A 14,491-nucleotide genomic window follows, 5' to 3' on the forward strand; every position below is an offset into this window, starting at 1 on the left:
GGGCAATGCCCGGCCGCCTGCACAATTAGCAGAAGTGGTTACTGCTGGATCGGGGCGTACTTGCCATTGCTCCAGAGATTGATGTCGTATTTCGGGTCCTTCATGTCACCCTTCTCGTCGAAGACCACGGAGCCGACGACCGTTTCGACCGGCTGGCCGTTCTTCAGCGCCTCAGCCACGGCCATCGGGTCGTCGCTTCCGGCCCGCTCGATGCCTTGGGCAATGGCCTGGATGACGGCATAGGAGAACAGCGTGAAGCCTTCCGGCGAATAGCCTTCGTTCTTGAACTTCTCAACCGCCGCCTTGGCTTCGGGGCGCGCCTGCGGGTCAGCCGGGAACACGAACATGGTCCCCTCGCCTGCCGGGCCGGAAATCTGCCAGAATTCCGGCGAGGCGATGGAATCCGGCATCATCAGCGTGAGCTTGAAACCTGCATCTGCCGCCTGGCGCAGCATCAGGCCGGCCTCGGGGTGATAGCCGCCGAAATAGACAAGCGCGGGATTGAGTTCCTTGAGCTTGGTGACCACCGCCGAATAGTCCTTCTCCCCGGCATTGATGCCCTCGAAAAGCACTTCCTGCATGCCGTTGGCGTTGATGGATTCCTTGACCTTCTCGGCAATACCCTGCCCGTAGGCGCTCTTGTCGTGAAGGATGGCGACCGGCTTGTCCTTATATTTCTCGGCGATCCACGGGCCGATGAACAGGCCTTGCGCGTCGTCACGCGTGTAAAGCCGCATGATGGTCGGCCAGCCGTTTTTCGCGGCCTCGTCAGTCAGCACGGGGCTGGAAGCGGAAGCCGTCATCATCAGCACGCCACCCTCGGCATAGACCGCAGAAGCCGGGATCGTGGCGCCCGAGCAGGTGTGACCGTCAACGAACTTGATGCCTTCGGCGATGACCCGATTGGCGACGGAGACCGCCTGCTTCGGATCGCATGCGTCGTCTTCCATCACGATCTTGATCTGGCGACCACCCAGCACACCGCCCTTGGCGTTGATCTCGGCAGCGGCGGCTTCGGCCCCGCGCTTGTACTGGTCGCCGATATTGGCGAGCGGGCCGGTAACGGGCGTGGCGACCGCAATGCTGATGTCCTCGGCGGCAAAGGCTCCGGGCGCTCCGAGCATCAGCCCAAGCAGCGCAGCTCGACTCAATCGTTTCAGTATCATGGGCGTTCTCCCTGATTTTGTTGTCTGTTTAGGAACGAGGTCCGTAGGTAGCCCGCACAGCCCTTAAGCGTCAGCGGGCCAGCCGCGCCATTTTAGCGAGCCAGCCGCGACGATCCCATCAAATCATCGGCAATGGGACATTCTGAAAACGAATAGGCCGCAGCGGTTTCCCGCTGCGGCCCGACTGGAGGTCGCTTCCCTGTGTGTTCGGCCTTCTTCTCGCCGGCAGCTCGGCTGTCCCGTTAGGGATGCCTCGTTCTTGCCGGCAGGCCGCTTAATTCAATGCATAGTCATCCATTCGCGCGCTTCTCGAAGCGCACGCACGAGCTGTTGCTTCGTGAGCGTCTGGGCAAGCTCGGTGCGCAGGCGCGCAGCTTCCGCCGAGCCGCGGATTGCCGCGATATTGAACCATTTGTGCGCCGCCACGAGGTCGGCTTCGCAGTCGCGGCCGGTTGCATACATGAGTCCCAATTCGCAGAGCATATCGGCCTGCGAACGCTCGCCCATCGTCCCGAAACCGCCTTCGTGAGTGTCGAAATGTGCCATGTTCGTCGTCCCTTTATAACCCCTGAGAGCTGCCCTTTTGGTCTTGTGTGCGGGCTTGCTTTCGATGGTCTGGAGGATGAACGCGGCGCTTGAATCAGCGGTTAAGCGGCGTGCTTAACGCCGCCCCAACAAATTCGGAAAACTTTGTAAACGAAGCACCCGATTAACCAAACGGATCCTGCGATTGCGCGGTTTTGAACGGGATCGGTCTTTTTGCCCGGACCCGGCGGAAAACCCTTTGCTAACCATGTCCGAGATTCACTTTTGGGTAAGGTTGAATCCGAAGCTGAAAATACGGCCTTCCGCTGCGACACCGGCTTCCGCGCGCTTTTCAATTCCTCTAGTCTTGCCCTCGACGGAGAGAGCGGATCGCATCGCGTTCCGTGAGAGGACAAAGGGAGGATTTCAATGTTTCGCAGGTTCAGCCATACGGCGGCCGCACTCCTCTTCATGACGGGCGTCGCGTGCGCCGACGATATTGTCGGCAACTGGAAGACGGATTCGGGCGAGACGGCGGCGATCACGGGCGGCGGACCGTTTTTGGTGACCGTCAAGACCGGAAAGCACGCCGGCAAGCGCATCGGCACATTGAGCACGGCAGGCGACGGCAAATATACGGGCGAGATTACTGATCCAGCGACCGACAAGACCTATTCGGGCAAGGCGGCACTTTCCGGCGACAATCTCAAGATGAGCGGTTGCGTGCTGGGCGGCCTGATCTGCAAGAGCCAGAACTGGCAACGCATGTAGCGAAGCGCGGCGGCCGTAACGCCGCCGCCGCGCGCACCGGATTCAGGCGCGGGCCTTCTGGCCGAACAGCACTTTCTGCGCCTCCTTGTCGTCGGCGAGATTGGAGCGGCGCTCCTGCCCGACCTCCAGCGCGCGCTGCACGGCCGGGCGCGCCATGATGGCTTCAAACCAGCGCTTGAGATGCGGGAAGTCGTCGAGGTCCTGTCCCTGGTTCTTGTAGGGACGAATCCAGCCGATCGCCGCCATGTCCGCGATGGAATAGTCGCCTCCGAGGTAGTCGCTTTCAGCGAGGCGCTTGTTCATCACCCCGTAGAGCCGATTGACCTCATTGGTGTAGCGGTCGATGCCATACTGGATTTTTTCGGGCGCATATTGCCGGAAATGATGCGCCTGCCCGGCCATCGGTCCAAGCCCGCCGATCTGCCAGAAAAGCCATTCCTCGACCGCCACGCGCTTGCGCTCGTCGGTGGGGTAGAACTTCCCGAATTTGCGGCCCAGATATTGCAGGATCGCGCCCGACTCGAACACGGAGATCGGCTTGCCGTCCGGCCCCTCCGGATCGACGATGGCGGGCATCCGGTTGTTCGGGGAGATTTTCAGGAACGACGGCTCGAACTGCTCGCCCTTGCCGATATTGACGTATTTCACTTCGTAAGGAACGCCCAGTTCCTCAAGCAGGATCGTGATCTTCCAGCCATTCGGCGTCGGCCAGTAATAGAGTTCGATTGGTTTGGTCTGGGCCATTGTGTCGCTCCTTCAATCCGATCTGTTGGAGATAAGCCTCGAAGCTGCAAAGGCAATCTTCCTGTTCGAAATCGAGCGTCAATAATTTTGAACGCCGGATGAATACGGCCATCAGAGGCAGTTCAGCCGCTGAGGACCATAAAGGCAGGCATCGAAGAGGAAAAGACCGATGCTTGCTCGCCGATTTTCACTTGTCTGCATTGTCACCGCGCTGTTCGGCATGGGGATGGCAAGCCTTGTCGCGAACCACCACGAAAGCCGCCGCGCGCAGGTCCAACCGATCTGCCCCTTCGGCCAGCACAACGATTGCCGCTAAGGGAGAGCCGGATGTCCAATCTTTACGCCATCTCCGCGACGCTGCTGCGGTCCATGCTCGTCATGCTCATGCTTGCGGCTCCTGTGCTTGCTGTTCCCGTGAGCCAGTCCTTCGGCGAAAACATCATCGAGGCCCCCGCGCCGAAGGCCAAGGGCATCGGCTTCGCGCTGCTCATAATATTGCAACGGGGCTGAGCTATTGTGCCCGAACTTTAGGCAAGCCCTCTCCCAAGCAGCCCGGCGAACCTCTATAGTGGGTCATGGAAAACAGAATCTACCCCGAACCAATCGACATAATATCAAGCCCGGAGCCTTTTCCCCGGCAAAGCTTCATGGACCCCGCCCAAGCCGTCGCGGCGTTGCGCAAGCTCTATGAGCGGAATACGAAATTCCTGCGTGATTCCTTTGCGAGCCTGGCGCAAGGCGGAGCAACCGACCGGCGCTACCGGGCCTTCTACCCGGAAGTCGGCGTGCAAACGTCCTCCTATGCGCAGATCGACTCGCGGCAGGCTTACGGCCACATGCCGACCCCCGGCTATTTCGCGACGACCATCACCCGGCCCGATCTTTTCCAGACCTATCTCATCGAGCAATTGCGGCTCATCATCCGCAATCATGGCGTCCCGGTCGTGGTCGGAGAATCGGAAACGCCGATTCCCATTCATTTCGCGTTCTATGAAGGCACCCATGTCGACGGGACCATCGCGGAAAAGCTGAAATACCCGATCCGCGACCTGTTCGACGTGCCCGACCTCGACGGTACGGACGATCACATTGCCAACGGCACGTTCGAGGTCATGCCGGGCGAATCGAGGCCGCTGGCTCCGTTCACGGCGCAGCGCGTCGATTATTCGCTGCACAGGCTGTCGCACTACACCGCGACCGAGCCTCACCACTTCCAGAACTTCGTGCTCTTCACGAACTACCAGTTCTATATCGATGAGTTCTGCGTCTATGCGCGCGATCTCATGGCGGACGGCGGGCACGGCTATTCGGCGTTCGTCGAGCCAGGAAATCTGATTACCCGGGCGGGCGAGAACGCACCGGAAAGCGGCGCCACCCCGCCGCGCATGCCGCAGATGCCGACCTATCATCTCAAGAAAGAAGGTCATGGCGGCATCACGATGATCAATATCGGCGTCGGCCCGTCCAACGCCAAGACCATCACCGACCATGTGGCCGTGCTAAGGCCCCATGCCTGGCTGATGCTCGGCCACTGCGCCGGCTTGCGCAACACACAAGCACTGGGCGACTATGTTCTTGCGCACGCCTATGTGCGCGAGGACCACGTGCTGGACGACGACCTGCCGGTCTGGGTGCCCATTCCGCCGCTGGCGGAGGTGCAGGTTGCCTTGCAGGAGGCCGTCGCGGAGGTGACGGGGCTGTCCGGATACGACCTCAAGCGCATCATGCGCACCGGCACGGTCGCGACCATCGACAATCGCAATTGGGAATTGCGCGACCAGCGCGGACCCGTGCAGCGCCTGTCCCAATCGCGCGCCATCGCGCTGGATATGGAGTCGGCCACCATTGCCGCAAACGGCTTCCGCTTCCGCGTGCCCTACGGCACCTTGCTTTGCGTGTCGGACAAGCCGTTGCACGGCGAGTTGAAACTGCCCGGCATGGCCAGTGCCTTCTACAAGCGGCAGGTTGCCCAACATCTCAAGATCGGCATTCGCGCAATGGAAAAGCTTGCTGAAATGCCGGCGGATCGCCTCCATTCGCGCAAGCTTCGCAGCTTCACGGAGACGGCGTTCCAGTAGCCGGAGCCTGCCTGTCGCCGTTTACGAAATTCAGGATGAGGCGGTGCAGATTGCCGCCCTCCCGCAATTCTTCCCGGTCAAAATCGCGGCTGCGCGCTTTGTAGTTCTGCCGTTCCTGCTCGATGATGTCGGAAACAACGCGCTTGACCTTGGCGCAGCTCCTGTCGTTTTCGACGCGCGCCCCGGCGATGCGCTGCTGCGTGGTTCGCACCATGTCCTGAAGCATAGCACCGTGGCGTTTTTCATGCGCGCGAATTCCCGCGATGAATTCCTTCCAAAGCGCATCAAGCGAAGGCTTCAGCTTGCCGGTGGGCTTGGGGAGGATGTAGGTCGTGGTGAATACCGGGCGGGCCGACACCAGGCTGCATGCTCCACCCTCCTCATCAAAAAGGCGCTTCCAGGTCAGGTTGTAGTCGGTATGGGCAATTGCACCGCTCGGCCCCTTTTCGCCGATGGAGACATACAAATCATAGGCCGTGCCGCCCTTGATGGCATAGGTCTTTTCCAGAACCTTGCCGATGGCGGATTCCTCCGCCCGCACGGGAAGGGAGACAAGTACAAGGCAGATTCCGGCCGAAATCAGCCGGCACAAGATATTGACGAGCGGCAAGCTACGCCGCCTCGGCCATGGCGGATTGCTCCTTGGCAGGGATGCGGACGGAAACGATGGTGCCCTGGCCTTCCGTGGAGCGAATCTTGAGCGCCCCGCCATGCAGTTCGGCCAGCGAGCGCGAGATCGCCAATCCGAGACCTGAACCTGTGTGGTTCTTCGAAAACTGGTTCTGCACCTGCTCGAACGGGCGACCGAGCTTTCGCAGCGCCGATTTCGGGATGCCGCATCCATTGTCCTCGATGGCCAAGAGAAGCGCCCGGTCCGTCTTGCGCGCCTTGACGACAATCTCCCCGCCCTGCCCGGTGAACTTCACCGCGTTCGACAGGAGATTGATGATGATCTGCTTCATGGCGCGCTTGTCGGCGAAAATGGTCATTGCCGGGGCAATCTCGGTCTTGACGGTGATCGACTTCGCCGCGGCCTGAATTGCGATGACGCGGACTGTCTCCTTGATGAGCGGGCAGAGGTCGATTTCCTCCGGTTCGACCGCGAACTGTCCCGCCTCGATCTTCGACATATCGAGAATGTCGTTGATGACGCCGAGCAGGTACTCGCCCGAAAGCCTGATGTCGGTGGCGTATTCGACATAGCGCTCATTGCCGAGCGGGCCGAAATGCCCGGCGCTCATGACTTCGGAAAAGCCGATGATCGCGTTGAGCGGCGTGCGCAACTCATGCGACATGTTGGCGAGAAACTCGGATTTCGCCCGGCTGGCGGCTTCCGCGCGCTCGGTTTCGCGCATGCAGATGCGGTTAAGCTCTTCAAGCTGATGCATATGCTCGTTCGCCGCCCGGCGCGCGATGGAAAGGTCGTGAATGGTCGCCATCTGGCGACGCTCGCTTTCGGTCAGCTTGGCCTGCTGCTGCTTCAACTGCGTGATGTCGGCGCCAATGGAGACGACGCCGCCGTCGTCGGTCTTCAGTTCGTTCACCTGAACCCAGCGCCCGTCGGCAAGCTGCCGTTCGAATGAGGCCGCGCCGCGCGCTCCGTTCGCATTGGCCAGCCGCCGCTCCGACAGATAGGCGCTGCGGCGACCCTCGATGGTGGTTCGCGGCGTGCCGGGACGCACATCATCCTCCGACAGGCAATGGTCGAGCTTGAACTTCTCATTGCACATGACGAGCCGGCCCTGCGCATCCCACAGCACGAAGGATTCGGAAATGCGCTCGACCGCCGTGTGCAGACGTTCCTCCACCGCCTGCGAACGCAGCGCGAGATGGCGTTGCTCGGTGACATCCACGGCGATGCCGATCAGATGCAGTTCCGGCGCGCCGGGGTCCACCACCTGTGCACGAGCGCGCATCCAGACCCAGCGTCCCTCGGCATGACGCATCCGAAAGACCTGATCGATCTGGTTCGTCTCGCCGGAAACGATGGCGTCCGCCTGGCTGAAGAGATCGGCGTCCTCGGGATGGATGATTGCGTCTACATCACCGAAGGAGAGCATGCCGTCGCGCGGCCTGTATCCGAGCATGTCGTACATGGAGCGTGACCAGTACATCCGGCCTCGCGCCATGTCCCAGTCCCAAAGGCCGCAGCGCCCGCGGACCAGCGCAAGGTCGATGCGCTGGTGGGCTTCGACAAAGATGCGGTCAGCCGCCTGCGCACGCGCGGCCTGGCTGAAATAGGCATAGAGCATGACGAGCATGACGCCGGTCGTCAGCAGAAAAAGCGTGACGTTCAGCGACAGTTCGCGGTGCCAGGTCGCAAGCAGCGCATCGCGAGGCGCCATGGTTACCACGGCGGCCTTGCCGTCGGCGGTACGCCGCGCCGCCGCGAGCCATATCGTTCCGTCGACGGTGACCGGCCTCACACCTGCATGTTCGCCGAGCACCAGCAGTGCATCCGCGCCAGAAGCGAGGCGGTTGAATTCCGCGCCGATCCAGCTCCCCGCCGTTTGGCTGGCTGCGAGGATGCGATTGCTGCGATCGGTGATCGCCAGCACATGATGCTGGCCGATTGCCCCATGCTGCGAGGCCGCATCTATGATGGCAACGCGCCGTTGCTGATCCGCATTCGGCGCGGCGTTCAGGTCGGCGGCCATCTGCGCAGTCGTCTGCGTCAGCGCGGAGCTTGCCGCAAGTTCGATCTCGTTGCGCAGGTCCATCAGCGCCATGAAACGCGCGGCGGCAACCGCGCAGAGGAACACCACGATAAGCGCGGGAATGGCGCGGCGAAGCAAAGGTTCAGCGGTAATCAGGCGTTGATAGCCCGGCTGCTCATAGCCGTGTATCTCTTCGATACGGCCTCTGCGGGGCTTGCGGGCAAAAAAACTCCTGCCGGCCGCGCTCCACGCGTCCGCGAATGCCATATTCGGCTCCCCATGCGGTTTTATCGTTGAGTGACCCGGCAACGCGATACGCCCGAATCATCCATAAAGAATCACTCGCGATTCGGCTTGTCCAGCCCGTTCCTGTTCTTTTTTCGGATTGGCGCGCTCAGGCGAGCGTACGGTCGATAATATCGCGAAGATCGGGGGAGAGCGACTTGCGCGCCGCGATTGCAAGGAGCACCTTTCGCGCACGGGCCTGACGCGGCGCATCGACGGAACGCCAGGAGCGGAAGCTCGTCGCCAGCTTGGCCGAGAGCTGCGGATTGCGCGGATCAACCTCCAGCACCGTTTCGGCGAGCAGTTCGTATCCCGCGCCGTTCAGTGCGTGGAACGCGGTCTGGTTCGCGCTGGCGAACGTGAAGACCAGCGCACGCACGCGGTTCGGGTTGGTGATGGCGAAATGTGGATGCCGCATCAGCTTGCGCACCGTTTCGACGGTTGCTTTACCCGGAACCGTCGCCTGCGCCATGAACCATTTGTCCATCGCCAGCGGATCGTCTCCGAATTGCCGCTCATAGGACGCAAGCGCGTCGCGTGCGGCATCGGTCGTTCCATGGCGGTGGAGCAGCACATTGAGCGCGGCGAAGCGGTCCGTCATGTTGGTCGCTTGTTCCAAATGCGCGCTCGCCCTTTCGGGTGCGCCTTCATGCGTCGCGAGGTAGTCGAGCAATATGTTGCGCAGCGCCCTGTTTCCGGCGCCCGTTGCATCGGGCACGAAGCGACCCTTCGGTTCGATTGCGTCGTAGAGCGATGCGAAGGCGGCCGCATTCGTTGCAGCAATCGCCTGCACGAGTTCCTCGCGCGCCGCCAGAATTGCATCCGGGTCAACGCGGGCTCCAAGCTCGCGAGCGACATCCGACTCTGACGGCAGCGTGAGCATCTGCGCGCGATAGGCGGGGGCAAGGCTTTCATCGGCAGCCAGTTCGCCAAGCAATTGCGTGATCTCTGCGGCTGCTTCCTCGCTGCGCTTGCGGCGCGAGGCAGTGGCGAGCTTCGCCATCAGCACATCGTTCAGCGCCTGCCAGCGCCCGAAACGGTCGCTGTCATGCCGGGCGAGAAATATCAGGTCCTTCTGCCCGTGGCCGCCGGAGAGCGTAACCGGAGCGGAAAACCCGCGATTGATCGAAAGCACCGGCGGCTGCGCGACATCCGTGAACCGAAATGTCTGGCGGCGACGCTTGAGATGCATCGTGCCGCCCGACACTAGGCCGCCATCAACCGACGCATAGGAGACATCCCGGCCATCCGGCCCCACCAGACCAAAGGAAAGCGGTATGTGCATCAGCCGCTTGCGCTGTTCCGAAGGCGTCGGCTGAACCGATTGCTCAAGCTCGACGGTGAAGGTCCTGCGCCGGGCGTCATAGGCGTACCTTACCTCGACGTGTGGCGTCCCGGCCTGATGATACCACAGCGCGAACTGGCTCAGGTCGAACCCCGACACGTCCGCGAAGACCTGCAGGAAATCCTCGATTGTGACGGCCTGCCCGTCATGACGTTCGAAATAGAGCTCCATGCCCGCGCGGAAGTGGTCCGGACCGATGATCGTTTTCAGCATCCGCACGATTTCCGCCCCTTTCTGGTAGACGGTCGCCGTGTAGAAATTGTTGATCTCGCGGTAGCGCCGGGGCCGGACCGGATGCGCGAGAGGCCCCTGATCCTCGGGAAACTGCTGTGCCTTGAGGCCCTTAACGTCGGCGATGCGCCGCACGGTACGTTCACGCTGGTCGGCGGAAAATTCGCGGTCGCGAAAGACCGTGAGGCCTTCCTTGAGGCAGAGCTGGAACCAGTCCCGGCAGGTGATGCGATTGCCGGTCCAGTTGTGGAAATACTCATGCGCGACGATTGCCTCGATATTCGCGAAATCCGTATCCGTCGCGGTCATCCTGTCGGCCAGCACATATTTGTCGTTGAAGATATTGAGGCCCTTGTTTTCCATCGCGCCGAAATTGAAGTCGGACACGGCCACGATGTTGAAGATGTCGAGATCGTATTCGCGACCGAACACCTCCTCATCCCACCGCATCGAGCGCTTCAGTGCGTCCATGGCATAGGCCGCGCGCTTTTCCTTCCCGTGCTCAACATAGATGCCGAGGTCGACCCTGCGTCCCGAGGCGGTGACGAAATTGTCGCCCACGCGAGCGAGATCGCCGGCAACGAGCGCGAACAGATAGGACGGTTTCGGAAATGGATCGTGCCAGACCGCATAGTGGCGGTCGCCGTCCAGGTTCCCCTGCTCAACCGGATTACCGTTTGCAAGGAGAACCGGCGCCTGCGACTTCAACGCCTCAATGCGCACCGTATAGATCGACAGGATATCCGGCCTGTCGAGGAAATAGGTGATGCGGCGAAATCCTTCCGCCTCGCACTGCGTGCAGTACACGCCGTTGGAGCGATACAGACCCATGAGATTTTCATTGGTCGAGGGCGCAATCGCGGTCTCGATTCTGATCGTGAACTGCCCAGATGCGGGCGGTTCGAGCAATGTGAGCCTTTGCGGCGTCGCCTTGAAGGAAGTGCGTGCGGGTTCCCGCCCGTCGATCTCCAGCGAGAGCAGTTCAAGCTCGTCGCCGTCCAGTACCAGGGGCGTTCCAGGCCCCGCGCCGTCGCGACGCTCGATGCTCATTTCGGCGATGACAATGGTGCGCTCGCTGCCCAGCCTGAACGTCAAATGAGTCTGTGGAATCAGGTAGTCGCTCGGCGCATAATCTTCGAGGCGCACGATCTGGCCACTGTCGGTTCGCATTCCACTCCCGTCTCCAACCGGCGACTCAGATGCGGTTGGCCCAACAAAATCGAGACAGTGCCCTTTACACAAAACGCCGGCTTGGCAAAACTGCGATCAATCCTTCCACAAATCACCCGAGCCGCTGCAAGGGACAATTCACATGACAATCGCCACGCCGAAGTTCGGAATGGGGGCCTCTGTCCTCCGCGTCGAGGACCCGACTTTCATCAGGGGAGCCGGACGCTACACCGACGACATCCAGCCCGAGGACGTGCTGCATTGCTATATCCTGCGCTCGCCGGTCGCGAATGGGTCGTTCCGGATCACCGCCACCGATGCCGCGCGAGAGACCCCGGGCGTGCACCTCGTCCTGACGGGCGAGGACCTGAAACACCTCAAGCCGCTGCGCTCGGGCGGCATGCCGAAACAGGCCGACGGCACGCGACGACCCACCCGCGACATCCCGATCCTCTGCATCGACAAAGTGCACTATGTCGGCGACGCCGTGGCACTGGTGGTTGCCGACAGCCGCGAGATCGCACAGGACGCCGCCGAACTGATAGAGATCGACTTCGACAGTGAGGACGCGGGCGCAGTCACCGCAACGGCGCTGGACGCGGGTACCCCGCTGGTCTGGCCCGAACTGGGCACCAACGAGGCGTTCACATACCACATCGGCGACAGGCAAAAGACGAAGGCGGCATTTGAAAAAGCCGCCCGCGTGACGACGATCGCCTTCACCAACAATCGCCTCATCTGCAACTACATGGAACCGCGCGCGGCAATCGCCGAGTGGAAGCCCGAGGAAAACCGCTTCGTGCTGACCACCGGCTCGCAGGGCGTGCACGGCATGCAGAAGATTCTCACAGGCATATTCGGCATAGATGCCAAGCAGCTTCGCGTCATTACGCCCGATGTCGGCGGCGGCTTCGGCCCGAAGAGCTTCGTCTATCGCGAATATCCGCTCGTCATGGAGGCCGCTAAGCGACTCGGCAGACCGGTCAAGTGGACCGGCGATCGCACCGAGCACTTCCTGACGGATGCGCAAGGGCGCGACAATGTCGTGAAGGCCGCGATGGCCATGGACGAGACCGGGCGCTTCCTCGGTCTCGATATCGACCTGATCGCCAATATGGGCGCGTATATACACCAGTACGGGCCCTACATCCCGACGATCGGGGTGTCGATGACCACTGGCGTCTACGACATTCAGGCAATCGACGTGGACATCACCGCCGTCTACACCAACACCTGCCCGGTGGACGCCTATCGGGGCGCGGGACGCCCGGAGGCGGCCTTCCTGCTTGAAAAACTGGTGGATGCCTGCGCGCGCGACATGGGACTGCCGGCCGACGAAATCCGCCGCCGCAACTTCATCCGGCCAGAGCAATTCCCCTACCGGACCGCGACCGGCAGGCTCTACGACGTGGGTGAATTCGAGGGGCATCTCGATGCCGCGCTCGAAAGCTCCGACTGGAAAAGCTTCCAGGCGCGGCTCGAAGCATCGAAGGCCGAGGGCAAGATCCGCGGGATCGGCCTCGCCACCTATGTGGAGGCGTGCGCGTTTGCCGGATCGGAGGCCGCACATGTCGAACTCAACGGCGACGGCACGGTGACGATGCTGATCGGTACCCAGTCCAACGGACAGGGACATGCAACCGCCTATGCCCAGTTCATCGCCGAGAAGTTGAACATCGACATCGACCGCATCAAGGTGCGGCAAGGCGATACGGACGATCTACCGACGGGGGGCGGAACCGGCGGCTCGCGCTCGATCCCGCTGGGCGGCGTTTCGGCGGCGCGGGCCGGAGAGGACCTTGCGGAAAAGCTCAAGGCAATCGCTGCGGACGAGCTTGAGGCTTCGCCCGCCGACATCGAGTTGGTGGACGGCACGGCGCGTATCGTCGGCACCGACCGCAGCATCGACTTCGCCGGTCTTGCCAAGGCCGCGAAGAAGCCGGAAGACCTGAAAGGGTTCGGCGAGTTCGTTCAGGACGAGGCAACCTACCCCAACGGCACGCATGTGTGCGAGGTCGAGATCGACCCGGAAACCGGCGAAACGCACGTCGTTGCCTACACCATCGTCGACGATTTTGGCGCGACGGTGAACCCGATCCTGCTGGCCGGGCAGGTGCATGGCGGCGTGGCGCAGGGGCTCGGTCAGGCATTGACGGAAAGCGCGGTTTATGCGGAAGACGGTCAGCTTCTGACAGCGAGTTTCATGGACTATGCGATGCCACGCGCAAGCGACCTGCCAACCATTGCCTTCAAGACGCGAAATGTGCCGTCCACGACCAATGCGCTCGGTATCAAGGGGGCGGGCGAAGCAGGAACCATCGGCGCCACGCCTGCCGTGCTCAACGCGGTTACCGACGCGCTCTATCGCGCCTATGGAATACGCCACATTGAAATGCCGACCACGCCGCTCCGCGTCTGGGAGACCATTCAGACGGTCAAAGGATAGAGAATATGGATGATGTCCCGGCCTCGGCCTCGCGGGTCGGCGACAGGCCGTTGACCGGAATTTTGTTCAAGGTCGCATCGGTCGCTATTTTCGTCTCCATGCAGTCTTTCATCAAGGCGTCCGGCGACGTGCCGGCCGGCCAGATCGTCTTCTTTCGTTCCTTCTTCGCGATCTTCCCGATCCTGCTGTTTCTTGGCTATCAAGGGGAACTGCGCAACGGTTTCAAGACCGACCGACCGATCGGCCACATCTATCGCGGCGTCATCGGCGTCGTGGCAATGGGTCTGGGGTTCTTCGCGTTGACCCGCCTCCCCCTGCCCGAGGCTATCGCACTCAACTATGCGCAACCTCTGCTGGTCGTCGCGTTCAGCGCAATATTTCTGGGAGAGCCTGTTCGCGCCTACCGTTGGGGTGCTGTTGTCTTGGGATTGATCGGCGTGGTGATCGTGTCCTGGCCGAAACTGTCCGTGCTGGGCGGAAGCGGCCTCGGAAACCGGGAAATCACGGGCGTGGCCGCCGCACTCCTTGCTGCCGCCTTTTCCGCAGTAGCCATGCTTCAGATCCGGAACCTTGTCACTACGGAGACGAGTGCGACCATAGTGCTCTGGTTCTCCACTTCGGCGAGCCTTATCGCCTTGTTCACGATTCCCTTCGGCTGGGCTTCCCTCAGCGGTCAGCAGATCGTCTTCCTCGTGCTTGCTGGGGTTTGCGGCGGTGTCGCCCAGATCTTCATGACGGAGGGGTACAGGTACGCCCAGGCTTCCACAATTGCGCCCTTCGAATACACCTCCCTCATCCTTGGCCTAGCCATCGGCTACGCCGTTTTCGCCGAAGTGCCAACCGTTCACATGATCATTGGCGGCTTGATCGTTATCGGTTCCGGTATTTTCATCATCTGGCGGGAACGGCAGTTGGGGCTACAAAGAGGGCGTGCGCGAAAAGTCACACCACCCCAATAAAGGCAGGAGCCGGAGCCCGCTGGGATCGTACGTGTAACCAATCGTTAACCTTAAAGGTTCCCAACTTGGTCGCATGTGTTACGGTACCCATGGAATATGGGGAGAGGGTGGAAT

At 61.5% G+C, this 14,491-nt stretch carries 12 protein-coding genes; 6 read left to right on the top strand and 6 right to left on the bottom strand.

Annotated features, from left to right (window positions below):
- Positions 1 to 38: 38 nt before the first annotated feature.
- Together M9924_01555 and M9924_01560 are read right to left on the bottom strand one after the other, a co-directional pair.
- The gene (locus tag M9924_01555) at positions 39 to 1,160 is read right to left on the bottom strand and encodes an ABC transporter substrate-binding protein (protein MCO5063079.1); all 1,122 of its coding nucleotides are present in this window, start codon (positions 1,158 to 1,160) and stop codon (positions 39 to 41) included.
- A gap of 285 nt (positions 1,161 to 1,445) precedes the next feature.
- Entirely contained in the window at positions 1,446 to 1,712 is a 267-nt protein-coding gene (locus M9924_01560; GenBank protein ID MCO5063080.1) for a sel1 repeat family protein, read from the bottom strand.
- Between the two features lie 408 nt (positions 1,713 to 2,120).
- Here M9924_01560 and M9924_01565 point away from each other — a divergent pair, with 408 nt between their 5' ends.
- On the top strand, positions 2,121 to 2,462 hold the full coding sequence (locus M9924_01565) for a DUF2147 domain-containing protein (protein ID MCO5063081.1): 342 nt from the start codon (positions 2,121 to 2,123) through the stop codon (positions 2,460 to 2,462).
- A gap of 42 nt (positions 2,463 to 2,504) precedes the next feature.
- On the opposite strand, the gene M9924_01570 is transcribed toward M9924_01565, so the two are convergent.
- Complete coding sequence (locus M9924_01570) at positions 2,505 to 3,206, bottom strand: glutathione S-transferase N-terminal domain-containing protein (GenBank protein MCO5063082.1); 702 nt, start codon at positions 3,204 to 3,206, stop codon at positions 2,505 to 2,507.
- Between the two features lie 169 nt (positions 3,207 to 3,375).
- On the opposite strand from M9924_01570, the gene M9924_01575 reads away from it, so the two are divergent.
- The 3 genes from M9924_01575 to M9924_01585 all read left to right on the top strand — a co-directional run bounded on the left by M9924_01575 (position 3,376) and on the right by M9924_01585 (position 5,284).
- Positions 3,376 to 3,522 (top strand): hypothetical protein, encoded by a 147-nt coding sequence (locus tag M9924_01575; protein MCO5063083.1) that lies wholly within the window; start codon positions 3,376 to 3,378, stop codon positions 3,520 to 3,522.
- An 11-nt stretch (positions 3,523 to 3,533) separates the two neighbouring features.
- A complete protein-coding gene (locus M9924_01580; GenBank protein MCO5063084.1) occupies positions 3,534 to 3,716 on the top strand; it encodes a hypothetical protein in 183 nt (60 codons plus the stop codon).
- Between the two features lie 137 nt (positions 3,717 to 3,853).
- Positions 3,854 to 5,284 carry an AMP nucleosidase gene (locus tag M9924_01585; GenBank protein ID MCO5063085.1) on the top strand — a complete coding sequence of 477 codons (1,431 nt, stop codon included), beginning with the start codon at positions 3,854 to 3,856 and terminating at the stop codon, positions 5,282 to 5,284.
- On the opposite strand, the gene M9924_01590 is transcribed toward M9924_01585, so the two are convergent.
- From M9924_01590 to pepN, 3 genes are all read right to left on the bottom strand, one after another.
- Complete coding sequence (locus M9924_01590) at positions 5,262 to 5,894, bottom strand: DUF922 domain-containing protein (GenBank protein ID MCO5063086.1); 633 nt, start codon at positions 5,892 to 5,894, stop codon at positions 5,262 to 5,264. The genes M9924_01585 and M9924_01590 overlap by 23 nt on opposite strands.
- Position 5,895: 1 nt before the next feature.
- Positions 5,896 to 8,208: an ATP-binding protein gene (locus M9924_01595; GenBank protein ID MCO5063087.1), complete on the bottom strand. Its 2,313-nt coding sequence runs from the start codon at positions 8,206 to 8,208 to the stop codon at positions 5,896 to 5,898.
- 127 nt (positions 8,209 to 8,335) lie between these two features.
- Positions 8,336 to 10,972, bottom strand: coding sequence for an aminopeptidase N (gene pepN, locus M9924_01600; protein ID MCO5063088.1), 2,637 nt, complete (start codon positions 10,970 to 10,972; stop codon positions 8,336 to 8,338).
- 142 nt (positions 10,973 to 11,114) lie between these two features.
- Here pepN and M9924_01605 point away from each other — a divergent pair, with 142 nt between their 5' ends.
- Together M9924_01605 and M9924_01610 are read left to right on the top strand one after the other, a co-directional pair.
- Entirely contained in the window at positions 11,115 to 13,418 is a 2,304-nt protein-coding gene (locus tag M9924_01605; GenBank protein ID MCO5063089.1) for a xanthine dehydrogenase family protein molybdopterin-binding subunit, read from the top strand.
- A gap of 5 nt (positions 13,419 to 13,423) precedes the next feature.
- Positions 13,424 to 14,377, top strand: a complete 954-nt coding sequence (locus M9924_01610; protein MCO5063090.1) for a DMT family transporter — start codon at positions 13,424 to 13,426, stop codon at positions 14,375 to 14,377.
- Positions 14,378 to 14,491: the final 114 nt, after the last annotated feature.

It is taken from the genome of Rhizobiaceae bacterium (genome assembly GCA_023953835.1).
Classification (GTDB): Bacteria; Pseudomonadota; Alphaproteobacteria; order Rhizobiales; family Rhizobiaceae; genus Mesorhizobium_G.